Annotated in this window: 13 protein-coding genes and 1 tRNA gene; 4 read left to right on the top strand and 10 right to left on the bottom strand. The window is 69.9% G+C overall.

Features of this window, described 5'->3' with window-relative positions; translation table 11 throughout:
• Positions 1-18 precede the first annotated feature (18 nt).
• The 5 genes from DO944_RS03935 to DO944_RS03915 form a co-directional block, all read right to left on the bottom strand.
• Complete coding sequence (locus tag DO944_RS03935) at positions 19-978, bottom strand: YafY family protein (RefSeq protein ID WP_112614792.1); 960 nt, start codon at positions 976-978, stop codon at positions 19-21.
• Entirely contained in the window at positions 975-1,913 is a 939-nt protein-coding gene (locus DO944_RS03930) for a YafY family protein (protein ID WP_112615161.1), read from the bottom strand. The genes DO944_RS03935 and DO944_RS03930 overlap by 4 nt, the downstream gene beginning before the upstream one ends.
• A gap of 98 nt (positions 1,914-2,011) precedes the next feature.
• Positions 2,012-2,974 (bottom strand): FKBP-type peptidyl-prolyl cis-trans isomerase, encoded by a 963-nt coding sequence (locus DO944_RS03925; RefSeq protein WP_112614790.1) that lies wholly within the window; start codon positions 2,972-2,974, stop codon positions 2,012-2,014.
• 9 nt (positions 2,975-2,983) lie between these two features.
• Positions 2,984-3,994, bottom strand: coding sequence for a tRNA (adenine-N1)-methyltransferase (locus DO944_RS03920; protein WP_112614788.1), 1,011 nt, complete (start codon positions 3,992-3,994; stop codon positions 2,984-2,986).
• Positions 3,991-4,671 carry an HAD family phosphatase gene (locus tag DO944_RS03915; protein WP_112614786.1) on the bottom strand — a complete coding sequence of 227 codons (681 nt, stop codon included), beginning with the start codon at positions 4,669-4,671 and terminating at the stop codon, positions 3,991-3,993. Before DO944_RS03915 ends, DO944_RS03920 begins: the two co-directional genes overlap by 4 nt.
• Before the next feature lie 122 nt (positions 4,672-4,793).
• Here DO944_RS03915 and DO944_RS03910 point away from each other — a divergent pair, with 122 nt between their 5' ends.
• A complete protein-coding gene (locus DO944_RS03910; RefSeq protein WP_112615159.1) occupies positions 4,794-5,660 on the top strand; it encodes a PAC2 family protein in 867 nt (288 codons plus the stop codon).
• 27 nt (positions 5,661-5,687) lie between these two features.
• Here DO944_RS03910 and DO944_RS03905 read toward each other — a convergent pair whose 3' ends face one another.
• The 4 genes from DO944_RS03905 to DO944_RS03890 form a co-directional block, all read right to left on the bottom strand.
• Positions 5,688-6,521: an undecaprenyl-diphosphate phosphatase gene (locus DO944_RS03905; RefSeq protein ID WP_112614784.1), complete on the bottom strand. Its 834-nt coding sequence runs from the start codon at positions 6,519-6,521 to the stop codon at positions 5,688-5,690.
• Positions 6,522-6,531: 10 nt separating this feature from the next.
• Positions 6,532-7,830, bottom strand: a complete 1,299-nt coding sequence (locus DO944_RS03900; protein WP_112614782.1) for a M20/M25/M40 family metallo-hydrolase — start codon at positions 7,828-7,830, stop codon at positions 6,532-6,534.
• 72 nt (positions 7,831-7,902) lie between these two features.
• A tRNA-Leu gene (locus DO944_RS03895) sits at positions 7,903-7,987 on the bottom strand.
• A gap of 96 nt (positions 7,988-8,083) precedes the next feature.
• A complete protein-coding gene (locus DO944_RS03890) occupies positions 8,084-9,928 on the bottom strand; it encodes a DEAD/DEAH box helicase (protein ID WP_112615157.1) in 1,845 nt (614 codons plus the stop codon).
• A 78-nt stretch (positions 9,929-10,006) separates the two neighbouring features.
• Here DO944_RS03890 and DO944_RS03885 point away from each other — a divergent pair, with 78 nt between their 5' ends.
• On the top strand, positions 10,007-10,852 hold the full coding sequence (locus DO944_RS03885) for an SGNH/GDSL hydrolase family protein (RefSeq protein ID WP_112615155.1): 846 nt from the start codon (positions 10,007-10,009) through the stop codon (positions 10,850-10,852).
• On the opposite strand, the gene DO944_RS03880 is transcribed toward DO944_RS03885, so the two are convergent.
• Positions 10,853-11,644, bottom strand: coding sequence for an RNA methyltransferase (locus DO944_RS03880; protein ID WP_112614780.1), 792 nt, complete (start codon positions 11,642-11,644; stop codon positions 10,853-10,855). It lies immediately after the preceding gene.
• 55 nt (positions 11,645-11,699) lie between these two features.
• Between DO944_RS03880 and DO944_RS03875 the strand changes: the two genes are divergently transcribed.
• Positions 11,700-12,548 (top strand): Sir2 family NAD-dependent protein deacetylase, encoded by an 849-nt coding sequence (locus DO944_RS03875; RefSeq protein ID WP_112614778.1) that lies wholly within the window; start codon positions 11,700-11,702, stop codon positions 12,546-12,548.
• Between the two features lie 37 nt (positions 12,549-12,585).
• Entirely contained in the window at positions 12,586-13,188 is a 603-nt protein-coding gene (locus tag DO944_RS03870; protein WP_112614776.1) for a histidine phosphatase family protein, read from the top strand.
• Positions 13,189-13,228 lie beyond the last annotated feature (40 nt).

Below are 13,228 nucleotides of genomic sequence, written 5' to 3'. Positions count from 1 at the left end.
CCCGGCGGGAAGCCCGTCTCAGGCGTACTGATCGAGACCGGCTCGGGCCCAATCGCGGGCGGCGCGGCGGGCCTCGGCCGGTGCGAGGACCTCGATGCTCCCCCCGCTGCGGGCGACCAGTCGTTTGAGCGAACGGGGGTCGGCGACGCGGATCATCGCCGTCTGGGATCCGCCCTCGTCGCGCACCTCTGCGTTCGTCAGGAATTCGCCCACGATCGTCGCCGCATGATGCGGGTAGCGGATCTCGGCGAGGATCTCGTCGTCGCCCGGCTCGAACAGCTCGGGCACCGGCTCCGTCGAGTGAAGGGCGGGGATCTCGGTGAGCGCCGGGTCGGTCACGCGATCGAGGTGGAAAGTGCGCATCGCGCGACGTGTGTGGCACCATCCCTGCAGGTACCAGCGGCCGGCGGAGATCGTCACCTTCACCGGGTCGACGGTGCGCGTCGTCGGCGCGCCGTCCGGTGCTGTGTAGGTGAACGCCAGGGCGACGCGCTCGCGCAGCGCTCGCGCCACCGTCTCGCGAACGTCATCGACCGGCGCCGGGGCGACGATGACGTCGGCGGGAGTCTGGCCCGCCCCGCGCGCGAGCTTGGCGAGGAGCCCCTGGACGATACCGCTGTCGCCGACACCCGGGACGGATGCCGCCAGCTGCAGACCCGCGAGCAGCGCTGCGGCCTCGCGTGCGGTGAGCCGCGGCGATCGCTGCAACCCCACGGTGTTGGTGATGACGATGCGGTCCTCGCGGTCGAGGAGGTCCCAGTCGATGTCGAAGAGGTCGTTGGCCATCTGCCAGAAGCCGCCCTCGCCGGGAAGCCCGATCACGGTGAGCTTCTCGACCATCGAGCGCATCTGCTGCGGCTCGACGTCGAAATCGCGCGCTGCGTCGGCCACCGTCACCTCTCCTTGGGCGATGAGGTACGGAACGAGCTGCATGATCAGGGCCGCGCGGTCGGTTGCGACGATGGGCTGGGCACTCACGACGTCACCGCCGATCGGTCAAGGGCACCGCGGAGGCGCTGCACGACCGCGTCGCGCAGATCGGCCGGCGCGTGCACCATCACCTCCGGTCCGTAGGAGGCGAGCTCGTCGGCGAGCACCTCGAGATCCACAAAGGGGATGCGTAGCCGTCGTCCGCTCGAGGCCTCGGCGAGAGAGCGTCGGCGCAGCCGCAGCTCAGCCTCCGTGCCGGGGACGACGGTGACGTCGGCGCTCTGACGGCGGGCGACGTCGCGCAGTCCCGACAAGGCGCGTTCTCCGGCGCCGGCACGAAGCGCGGCGTCGAAACTCTGCCGAGTCATGACGACGTCCGCGACGATGCGCGACAGCAGGAACGTCCGCTCGGCATCAACACCGGCATCCCACCCGAACAGGTGCCAGCGTGCCTCGAACTCGACGAGCGCGAGAGGCCGCACACGTCGTCGTCGCGGCCGATCCGACCCCGGGCGCAGATAGTCGAACTCTACCTCGCGAGCCTGCTCGATGGCGCGCTGCAACGGCAGGAAAGACGAGTCGTGAAGATCGAGTCGCGGGGCGAAGCCGATGATCGGCTCATCGACCTCGATCCCGAGGGAGCGGATCTTCCGCAGTCCCGACCGAGCGCCCGCCGAGAGCGTCTGCTCGCCCCACACTCCCCCGGCCAGCGTCAGCACAGCGAGCTCGGCTGGGGTGAAGCTGATGTCTGCGGGCAGCTCGTACTCCGTCGGCGGAATCCGGTAGCGCGCTTCGCGTAGGTCGTCGGGTTCGGCATAGTCGCCGATCGTCTCGATCGGGACGCCCAAACCGCGCAGGTTCTCCTTGTCGCGTTCGAACATCTTCTCGAGCGCTTCGCGTCGGGCGCCCGCTTCTGCCTGCTCTCGATAACCGGAGACCGAACCCAGGATGGTGTCTTTCGTCACGCCCTGCTCGGTCGCCATGAGGGCGACGACGAGATTGACCAGGCGTTCCTCGGGCGGAACGCGAGTGGGCGAGACGGACACGCCTTCGATTCTAGGCGTGGCCGTCGTCCCCCGACTCAGGACGCGGCGTCGAGGCCGAGGATGTCGACGACGAACACGAGCGTCGAATCGGCGGGGATGCCGCCCTGGGCCGTGTCGCCGTAACCCTGGTCGGGCGGGATCACCACGAGGATCTGCGAGCCGACGGTCTGGCCTCGGAGCGCTTCGGCGAACCCGGGGATCGTCTTGTCGAGCTCCATCGGCTGCGCGCCCTGACCCCACGTGCTGTCGAAGACCTTCTTGTCGGCCCACGTCACGCCGGTGTAGTGCACGCGCACGGGCACATCGCCGGTGACCTCTTCACCGTCGCCCTTCTTCAGCACCTCGATCGCGAGGTCGCTGGGCGGGTCGTTGTCGGGGATGACGATGCCGGGGCGTCCGTCAGGAGCGACCACGACCGAGGGCATGCCGGCCCGATCGTTGAACTGCTCGGCACCGTCAGCGGCGGCGAGATACACCTTCTGCAGATCGAGGACGACGACCGTCGTGGCATCTTCCGCCATGCCGAACCGTGCACGAGTGTCGGCCGTCACCTCGTCCGGGCCGAGCGCCATCACGACGCGCGAGCCTTCGGTCGCGCAGTGCAGGGCGTCGACGAGGCCCGGGAATGTGGCATCCCAGCTGTCGAGCGGGTAAACCTCCGACAGCTCGCCGGTGTATCCGGATGCCGCGATCGGCGCACCCGATGACCCGTCGAGGACCGTGAGGTCGAAGACGACGTCTTGTGCGTCGCTCGTCACCGCACGACCGTCTCCCGTCACGGTGTCGCGTGCTGCGAGACCGTCGACGTGGACCGGTGCCGAGAGGGCGACGGTGGGCTTCGTGCCGACGGGGCTGTCGCTGACGTCGACGAGATCGAGGGCCGAGGACTCGGACACGTCGCGCGTGCACGACGCCGAGCCCGAGGACGGCGTGGCACAGGCCGTCAGGGCGAGCACGGTCAGAGAGAGAGCGCCGGCGGCGGCGATGATCCTACGCACCGCAGCAGTCTACGCGGAGTCGTCGTCGTGCCCGTCCGGAACGGAGAGCGAGCTCCGCGCGGCCCGCTGCGCTTCGCGGACGCGCTTGCGGAGGTTCTTGTCCGTGATCTCGCGGTCGCCGACGGCTCCCGGCGTCCAGATCTCGACGTCCGCATCGTCGTACGACGGCTTCTTCAGCGCACGCTTCCGGACATCGGGCGGGATGGCCCCCGGAGCGAGGCGGCGGGCGGTGATGAGGAATCCGGTGTGAGCCACCATCCGGTGGTCCGGGCGCACGGCCAGACCCTCGACGTGCCAGCCGCGGATCATCGTCTCGGACGCGTCGGGATCGGTGAACAGGCCCGTGCCGCGGAGATACTCGGCGACACGGCTGAGCTGGGTCGCCGTGGCGACGTAGCAGAGCACGACGCCCCCGGGGGCGAGCGCGTCGGCGACGGCGTCGATGCACTCCCACGGCGCGAGCATGTCGAGGACCACCCGGTCGACCGTCCCCGGCTCGACGGCGTCGGGCAGGCTCTCGACGAGATCGCCGACGATGACCGACCAGTTCGCGGGGGTACCGCCTGTGAACGTGGCGACGTTCGCCTCGGCGACCTCTGCGAACTCGGCGCGTCGCTCGAATGACACGAGCCGTCCGTGGTCGCCGATCGCCCGAAGCAGCCAGAGCGACAGCGCGCCCGAGCCGACACCGGCCTCGACGACGGTGGCGCCGGGGAAGATGTCGGCCGCGGCCAGAATCTGAGCCGCATCCTTCGGGTACACGATCGCGGCACCACGGGGCATCGACATCACGAAGTCGCGCAGCAGGGGGCGGAGTGCCAGGTACTCGTGCCCACCGCTGTTGGTCGCCACCGACCCGTCGGGCTGGCCGACGAGGACCTCGTGGCGCAGCACGCCGTGGTGGGTGTGCAACTCGCCGCCCTCTCGGAGGGTGATCGTGTGCATCCGTCCCTTGGGGCCGGTCAGCTGGACGCGGTCGCCGTAACGGAAGGGGCCGCGGGGCTGGAGGTCGTCGGTCATGCGGAAGCTCCGAGTCGGTGGAGGGCGAAGAGATCGGCCAGGTCTGCCACCGATCGCCCCGCGAGGGAGTCCCAGAGAGCGTGAGCACCGAGGCCGTGCAGTGGGACCATCAGCGGTACTCCGAGTGCGACGGCGCCGGAGGCGACCGCCGAACGCAGGCCGTTGGGTGAGTCCTCGATGGCGACGGTGTCGGCGACATCGACCCCGAGCGCGGCGCACGCCTGGAGGTAGGGGTCGGGGAACGGCTTGGGGCGGGCCGCCTCGTCGCCGGCGATGACGACGTCGAACGCCTCGAACGGGATAGACGACACGACGGTGTCGGCCATGCTGCGCATCGACATGGTCACGAGCGCCGTCTTGATCCCGGCTTCGCGGAGCCCGGAGAGCATCTCGCGCGCACCCGGGCGGAACGGAGTGCCGCCGCGGCGCAACTGACCCGAGACCGTCTCGGTGAGGTGGTCGATGATCTCGCGCGTCTGCATCCGGACACCGGCATTCTGCAGGATGCGCGCGGAGTCCTCGAGCCCGAGTCCGACGAGGCTGAGCGCCTGCTCGGGCGTCCACACTCCTCCGAAGCTCTCGACGAGCGGACCCTCGGCCGCCATCCAGTACGGTTCGGTGTCGACGAGCGTGCCGTCCATGTCCCAGAGGACCGCGGCAGGGGAACGAGAAGTCATCCGCACCATGTTACCGATGCAGGGGTGAGACGCCGCGTGGCCCGACCCGCATGCGCTGGCCTCGGCGTATCGTGGAGCAGACCCGCTCGCGCAGAGCGAGCCGGCTCGGAACGGAGGACGGGTTGAACAGTCTGGGACGCCGCGTCCTCGTGGTCGCGTTCGACGGGTGGAACGACGCCGGCGAAGCCGCGACCGCCGCCGCGACACAGCTCCGCGAATCCCGTCCCTACGACGCCGTCTACTCGGTCGATCCTGAACTGTACTTCGACTACATGTACACGCGGCCGCACATCCAGGCCGACGCTGACGGCCGCCGCTCGCTGAAATGGCCGGATGCGACGATCTGGCGACCGCGCGCGACTGCACGCGGCACGCGTCTCTGGGTCCTCAGCGGCGCCGAACCGGCGCGTGCCTGGAAGTCGTTCGCGGCCGAGCTGGTGGATGCAGCGCTGAGCGAGGACATCACCGGTGTGGTCGCGCTCGGCTCGATGATGAGCGACGTTCCCCACACCCGTCCCATCACCGTCTTCAGCGGCAGCGACAACGAAGAACTGCGCACGGCGCTCGGTCTCGAGCGCTCGACCTACGAAGGCCCCGTCGGCATCCTGTCGGTCATCGCCGCTGCGGCGGAGGAGGCCGGGATCCCCACGGCGGCGCTGTGGGCGAGCGTGCCGCACTACGTTGCCGGCCACTCGCCGTCGCCGAAAGCGACCCTGGCGCTTCTCGACAAGCTCGAGGGCATCACGGGCGCCAAGGTCGCGCGCGGCTCGCTGCCGGGTGATGCGCTCGCCTGGGAGGCGACCATCGACGCCGCGGCGGCTGACGACGAGGAGATGACGGAGTACATCCGTCAACTCGAGCAGACCCGCGACACGTGGGACTCCCCCGAAGCTTCGGGGGACGCCATCGCGCAGGAGTTCGAGAAGTACCTCCGGCACCGCGGCGACGGCGGCGACGGCCGTGGCCTCGGTCGCGGCCCGCATCGCTGAGACGCGCGCCGCGACCGTCCGGCCGGCTCAGTACGCCTGCAGGACTCCGAGCGAGAGCAGGACGATCAGCACCGCTCCGAGCCCGACACGATAGAGCACGAACGGCAGGAAGCTGCCGCGCTTGAGGTACTGCATCAGGAAGGCGATCACGGCGAGTCCCACGCCGAAGGCGACGACGGTGGCCACGGCGGTGTCGACGAGCGAGAACACCGACGCTCCCGGCTCACGGATCGCCTGCAGCAGCTCGTAGAGACCGCTGCCGAACACGGCCGGCACGGCGAGGAGGAACGCGACCTCTGCGGCCGCGGGCCGGGTGTACCCCAGCGCGAGCCCCATCGTCGTGGTGGCGCCCGAGCGCGATACGCCCGGGATGAGCGCGAGCGCCTGCGCGAACCCGAGGGCCAGACCGTGACCGTACGTCAGGTCCTTCTCGGTCCGGACGCGTCGCCCGAGCGCGTCGGCCGCCCCGAGGATGAGGCCGAAGACGATGAGCACGATCGCGACGAGCCAGAGATTGCGGAAGGTGTCGCGGATGACGTCCTGGAACAGGAACCCGAGAACGCCGATCGGCAGGGTACCGATGATGACGATCCAGCCGAGACGAACGTCGGCATCGTCACGCGGGACCGAACCGTTGAACGAGCGGAACCAGCGACCGATGATGCGGGTGATCTTCTTCCAGAAGTACACCAGCACGGCCAGTTCGGTCCCGATCTGAGTGATCGCGGTGAAGGTGGCGCCGGGGTCCTGCGCGGACGGCAGGAACTCCCCCACGATGCGCAGGTGGGCGCTCGAGGAGATCGGCAGGAACTCGGTCAGACCCTGGACGATGCCCAGGATGATGGCCTCGAGGAGCTGCATGGGCGGCCTTTCAGTACGTGCGGATGAGATCGGTGAGCACGCGCTGCCCGAAGACGAGCGCGTCGATCGGGACGCGTTCGTCGACACCGTGGAACATACCCGTGAAGTCCATGTCGGCCGGGAGGCGCAACGGCGCGAAGCCGAATCCTGCGATGCCGAGCTCGGACAGCGCCTTGTTGTCGGTGCCGCCGCCCATGAGGTACGGCAGCACGGGCACGCCGGGATCGTGTCGGCCGAGCGCACCGACCATGGTGTCGACGAGCGACCCCGCGAAGGGGACCTCGAGGCCGATGTCGCGATGCACGATCTCGATGCGGATGTCGTCGCCGACGATTCGCTGGATCTCCGCCAGCACCGCATCCTCCTGTCCCGGGAGCGTGCGCACGTCGATCGCAGCGGACGCGGCATCGGGGATGACGTTGTGCTTGTATCCCGCGGTCAGACCCGTCGGATTCGTCGTGGTCCGGAAGGTCGACGCGAGGAACGCGGACGTCGGCCCGGTCGCGTCGGCGACGGCATCCGGATCCGACGCGTCCCGGCCGCTGAGCGCCGCGAGGTCGTCGACGAGTCGTCGGGTCGTGCGCGTGAGCTCGATGGGCCAGTGCGCGCGACCGAGCTTCGCGACGGCCTCGGACAGACGCGTGATGGCGTTCTCCGGATGCAGCCGGCTGCCGTGGCCCGCTCGTCCGGTGGCGTGGAGCCGCAGCCAGACGAGGGCTTTCTCGCCGACCTGCAGCAGGTATGCCCGGTGCCCGTCGACGCCGATCGAGTATCCGCCGACCTCGCTGATGGCCTCGGTCGCTCCGGCGAACCACTCGGGCCGATCGCGCACGACGAGCTGCGATCCCTCGACCCCGCCGTTCTCCTCGTCGGCGAAGAACGTGACGACGAGATCGCGCTCGGGCTGCTCCCCCGCGCGCAGGAGCTCTGCCACGGACGTGAGGATCATCGCGTCCATGTCCTTCATGTCCACGGCGCCGCGACCCCACAGCATCCCGTCGCGAACGACGCCCTCGAACGGGTCGACGCTCCAGTCCTCCGCCACGGCCGGCACGACGTCGAGGTGACCGTGCAGGACGAGAGCCGGCTTCGAGCTGTCGCGACCCGGGATGCGCACAGAGACGTTCGTGCGCCGCGGGATCGGCTCGTAGTACTCGGGTCGGAGTCCGAGCGCCTCGAGATAGGCCCCCACGTACTCGGCCGCTTCGCGTTCGCCGCGCGAGCGCCCCTCGCCGAAGTTGGTCGTGTCGAAGCGGATCAGATCCCGCGCGACGCGGGCGACCTCGGGCAGATCGTCGTACTCGGACATGCTCTCCACGGTAGTCGTGAACCGTTCCGGGAAATGACGAAGGGCTCCGTTTCCGGAGCCCTTCTCTCACTGTGCGCGAGGGGGGACTTGAACCCCCACGCCCTATACGGGCACTAGCACCTCAAGCTAGCGCGTCTACCTATTCCGCCACCCGCGCAGTGTTTTTCAGTTGTTCCCAACCGAGGAACAACACTAACACGTCACCGGCGGGGCGAAGAATCGTCGGCACGCCGGGCGTGGCGCGCCGACGACGTCACGATCTCACGCGTGATCGCAGGACCGCGATGCGCGCCTGGAGCTGGGCCACGGTCGCATGCGACACAGCCGGTCCGCCGCACACGCGACGAAGCTCGGCGTGGATCTGGCCGTGCGGCTCACCGCTCTGGCGGGCGTACAGGCCGACGAGGCTGTTCAGGAGCTGTCGCTGCTCCTTCAGCGACCGGTGCAACGGCTCGGGCAGTGTCGACTCGGCGCTGGGAGCATCCCCGCCGGATGCGGCACCCGTTGCGCTCTCGCGTGCCTCGCGGCTGTGCCGGTGCTTGGTCTGCCGCGACTGGCGCTGCATGAGCAGCTCGTGCACGTGCTCGGGCTCGAGAAGTCCGGGGATGCCCAGGAACTCCTCCTCCTCGGGCGTGCCGGGCACCGCGAGCTGGCCGAACTCGGCGCCGTCGAAGAGGACGCGGTCGAAGTGGGCGACGGAGCCGAGCGCCTGGTAGCTGAACTCCTGGGTGAGCTCATCGGAGGCCTTGTCCTCGCTCTCCGCCTCCGCGAGGAGGGTGTCTTCGAGGCCGTCGTCGTCGCCTGCCTCTCGGTCGAGCGCGTGGTCGCGCTGACGCTCCATCTCGGCGGCGAGGTTGAGCAGGACGGGCACGTTCGGGAGGAAGACGCTCGCCGTCTCGCCGCGACGACGAGCCCGGACGAAACGCCCGATCGCCTGCGCGAAGAACAGCGGGGTCGAGGAGGACGTGGCGTAGACGCCCACCGCGAGCCGCGGAACGTCGACGCCCTCGGACACCATGCGCACCGCGACCATCCACCGGGTGGTCGACTGCGCGAAGATCTCGATGTTGCCCGACGCGGACTTGTCGTCCGACAGCACGACGGTCGGAGCCTCGCCAGTGATCTGATGAAGGATCTCCGCATACGCCCGCGCCGCCGTCTGGTCCGTCGCGATGACGAGGCCGCCGGCGTCGGGCACGTCCTGGCGCACCTCGCTCAGGCGACGGTCTGCAGACCTCAGCACGGCGGGGATCCAGTCGCCCTCGGGGTTCAGCGCGGTGCGCCACGCCTGCGAGGTGATGTCCTTCGTGTTGTCCTGGCCGAGGTGGGCCTCGAACTCGTCGCCGGTCTTCGTCCGCCACTTCATGTGGCCGGCGTAGACGAGGAACAGCACGGGGCGCACGACACCGTCGGCGAGGGCGCGTCCGTAGCCGTAGTTGAAGTCCGTCTTGGAGAGGCGGATGCCCTTCTCGTTCGGGTGATACTCCACGAACGGGATCGGAGCGGTGTCGCTTCGGAACGGTGTTCCCGAGAGAAGCAGACGTCGCGTCGCCCTGCCGTAGGCCTCGCGCAGCGCATCGCCCCAGCTCAGCGCGTCGCCGCCGTGATGGACCTCGTCGAGGATGACCAGCGTGCGGGCATCCATCGTCAGCCGCTGGTGGACGGATGCCTTCACCGCGACCTGCGCGTAGGTCACCGCGACGCCGTGGTACTGCCGCGACGGCATCCCGTGGCGGTTGCTGAAACGCGGATCGAGACGGATGCCGACTCGGCCGGCGGCATCCGCCCACTGCGTCTTGAGGTGCTCGGTGGGGGCGACCACGATGATGCGATCGACGACGTCACGGCGCAGCAGCTCCGACGCCAGGCGGAGAGCGAACGTCGTCTTACCGGCGCCGGGGGTCGCAGCGGCAAGGAAGTCGCGCGGTCCGCGTCCGACACCCTCCGGGCCGTCGGCGCCGAAGTACTGGTCCAGCGCCTCTGCCTGCCACGCACGCAGGCGCTGAGCGGTACCCCACGGCGCACGCTGCGGGAACGAGGGTGACAGGTGCTCGGCGGCGAAGCTTCCGAAATGCTCCTGGGGGTCCTCTGTCACGATGGACCACCTTAAACGACCCCACCCACACGATCGCCCGGCACGAGATAGCGTGGCAGGTACGGAGCTTCGAGGAGGGTCATGAGAAACAACGAGCCATCCGAGGACGCGCGGCGCACACCCTATGTGCCGAACGAGACCGCTCACCCGTGGCGTCGCATGGTCGCGATCGGCGACTCGTTCACCGAGGGAATCGGCGACCCCGAGCCCGGCAGTCCCGGCGGGCACCGCGGCTGGGCCGACCGCGTGGCCGAGGTGCTCAGCTCACAGGTGCCCGACTTCGCGTACGCGAATCTCGCCGTCCGGGGCAAGCTCATCGGCCAGATCGTGGCGGATCAGATCGAGCCCGCACTCGCGCTCAAGCCCGACCTGGTCACCTTCTCGGCGGGCGGCAACGACGTCATCCGACCGGGGTCCGACCCCGACGCCGTCGCGCAGCAGTTCGAAGATGCCGTCGTACGCCTGTCGTCGACGGGCGCGACGCTCGTGCTCTTCACCGGCATCGACACCAACTTCACCCCGGTCTTCCGCGGCATCCGCGGCCGGGTGGCGATCTACAACGAGAACATCCGGGCGATCGCCGACCGTTACGACGCGATCGTCGCCGATCAGTGGGCGCTGAAAGAGGTGCAGGACATGCGCTTCTTCGACGACGACCGGCTGCACTACAACTCGCTCGGCCACCACGAGGTTGCGCGCATGGTGCTGCGGGCGCTCAACGTGCCCAACGACCTGCAACCGATGCAGCCCGACACGACACCGGTGCTGACCTGGCGGGCGGCCCGCGCGAACGACCTCGTCTGGGCTCGCGAGTACCTCATGCCGTGGGTGCTGCGCCGGCTCCGGCATCAGTCCTCGGGCGACCACATCACCGCCAAGCGGCCCGAGCCGCTGCCCGTCCTGCGGCGCGCCGACGACCCCGACTGATCAGCGCAGGGCCCAGAGCGACACCGCGGCGGCCGCGGCGACGTTGAGGGAGTCCACTCCGCCGGCCATCGGGATGGTGACGACGGTGTCGGCGACCGCGAGGGCGCGCCGGCTGAGCCCGTCGCCCTCGGTCCCCATGAGCAGTGCCACCCGATCGGGCCGCGCTGCGGCGAACTCATCGAGCGGGACGGCGCCGTCCGCGAGGGCGAGGGCGGCGAGGTGGAGACCGGCCTCGTGGAGCAGCGGCGCCGCCTCCGGCCAGGCCGGCAGACGCGTCCACGGCACCTGGAAGACCGTGCCCATGCTGACGCGGACGCTGCGGCGGTAGAGGGGGTCGGCGCAGCGCTCGCTCACGAGCACCGCATCGGCCCCCAGACCGGCGGCGGCTCGGAAGGCGGCGCCGACGTTCGTGTGGTCGACAATGTCCTCGAGCACCAGCACGAGCCGGGCGTCCGCGACGATCTCACTGACCGGTGCTGTGACGGGCCGGTGCATGGCGGCGAGGGCTCCGCGGTGCACGGCGTAACCGGTCACCTGCTCGGCGACCTCGTCCGAGACGACGAAGACCGGCGCGTCGCCTGCGAGGTCGGCCACATCGGGAAGCCATTTCTCCTGCACGAGGAACGAGCGCGCGCGGTGCCCTGCTGCGTGAGCGCGAGAGATGACCTTCGCCGACTCGGCGATGTAGAGGCCGCCTGCGGGCTCGAGCACCCGGCGCAGCGCGACATCGGTCAGGTCGCGGTAGTCCGAGAGGCGGGGGTCGGTGGCGTCGTCGATGCGGATCACGGGCACTGTCTCAGCCTGTCACGTCGCCCGGGCGATGCGCTGACGCTCGTAGAGTGGGACTGTGACGAACCCCGACCTCGAGACGCCCGCGGGCGACGAGATCGACAACGCCCTGCAGGTACTCGCGGGCCGTCGCATCGCGGTGCTCACCGGAGCCGGCGTGTCGACCGACTCGGGCATCCCGGACTACCGCGGCGCCGGAGCGCCGGTGCGGACGCCCATGACGGCGCAGCAGTTCCTCGCGAGCGCTGACGCGCGTCGGCGGTACTGGGTCGGCAGCCATCTCGGCTGGCAGGCTTTCGCGGCGGCGCGACCGAACGACGGCCACGCGGCGCTCGCGGATCTCGAGCGATCCGGCGTCGTCACGGGCGTCATCACGCAGAACGTCGACGGTCTGCATCTGCGGGCCGGAAGCAGCCGGGTGGTCGAGCTGCACGGAACGATGCGACGCGTGTTCTGCCTGCACTGCGGTCAGGTCTTCGACCGGCGCGATCTCGCCGAGCGCGTGGAACGGGACAATCCGTGGATCACGGTCCCCGAGAACGTCGAGCTGGGCCCCGACGGCGACGTCCTGCCCGCGACGAGCGACGGCTTCATCGTGCCCACGTGCACGGTCTGCGGCGGCATGCTGAAACCGGATGTCGTCTTCTTCGGCGAGTTCGTGCCGCGTGAGAAGTTCGCGGAGGCCGAGCAGCTGGTGCGCACGAGCGACGCGCTCATCGTCGCCGGGTCGTCGCTGGTGGTCAACTCGGGCGTCCGGCTCGTCGAGCGCGCACGCCGCCGCAAGCTCCCGGTGGTCATCATCAACCGAGGCGCGACGCGCTCCGACCCGAAGGCAACCGTCAAGATCGATGACGGCACGAGTCATGTCCTCCGTGTCTTCGCCGACGCGCTGCCGTCCCGGCGGTGAGGTCGAGGTCGGACGACCGTCAGCGTAGGGTCGAGAGGTGACCATCCTGACCCTCGTGCGCCATGGTGAGACCGACTGGAATCGTGAACGGCGGATCCAGGGCTCCACCGACATTCCCCTCAACAACACCGGACGTGAGCAGGCTCGCGCTGTCGCCGCCGCCCTGCGGGAGTCGCTCGACGGGGATGCAGTCGTCGCCTCGAGCGATCTCTCGCGCGCAGCCGAGACGGCTCGGATCATCGCAGACGGGCTGGGGGCCGCTGCGCCGCGCACCTATCCGGAGCTGCGGGAGCGCGGCTACGGGGATGCCGAGGGCGTCGGGGTCGAGGAGTTCCACGCTCGCTGGGGCGAATGGGCCGTGGCCGACGTGCCGAACGCGGAGCCGTGGCCGGTGGTCCGCGAGCGGGCGCTGCGCGGGCTCGAGCGGGCCGTCCGCGACGCGCGTGCCACCACGGCACCGATCGCGGTGCCGCTGATCGTCGTCGCGCACGGCGCCCTCATCCGTGAGGTCATCCGGCATGCGACCGCAGAGGAGTTCCCGTTGCAGGGAGTCCGCCTCGCCAACGGATCGGCGCACACCTTCGTCATGGAGCGCGAGCGTCTGCGCCTCATCGACTCCCCCGCGCTCGCGACGATCTGACCCTGCCGCCGCCCCGTCGCTCGCCGCGAGAGGCGATGCT

The organism is Microbacterium sp. SMR1 (genome assembly GCF_003289625.1).
Taxonomy (GTDB): domain Bacteria; phylum Actinomycetota; class Actinomycetes; order Actinomycetales; family Microbacteriaceae; genus Microbacterium; species Microbacterium plantarum.
This window is presented reverse-complemented; position numbering and strand designations above follow the sequence as displayed.

Bases quoted from the DNA above. Each gene is read 5' to 3' on its own strand.
- DO944_RS03930 (WP_112615161.1), bottom strand. From the start codon at position 1,913: ATGGCGACCGAGCAGGGCGTGACGAAAGACACCATCCTGGGTTCGGTC.
- DO944_RS03920 (WP_112614788.1), bottom strand. From the start codon at position 3,994: ATGACCGACGACCTCCAGCCCCGCGGCCCCTTCCGTTACGGCGACCGC.
- DO944_RS03915 (WP_112614786.1), bottom strand. From the start codon at position 4,671: ATGACTTCTCGTTCCCCTGCCGCGGTCCTCTGGGACATGGACGGCACG.
- DO944_RS03905 (WP_112614784.1), bottom strand. From the start codon at position 6,521: ATGCAGCTCCTCGAGGCCATCATCCTGGGCATCGTCCAGGGTCTGACC.
- DO944_RS03900 (WP_112614782.1), bottom strand. From the start codon at position 7,830: ATGTCCGAGTACGACGATCTGCCCGAGGTCGCCCGCGTCGCGCGGGAT.
- DO944_RS03885 (WP_112615155.1), top strand. From the start codon at position 10,007: ATGAGAAACAACGAGCCATCCGAGGACGCGCGGCGCACACCCTATGTG.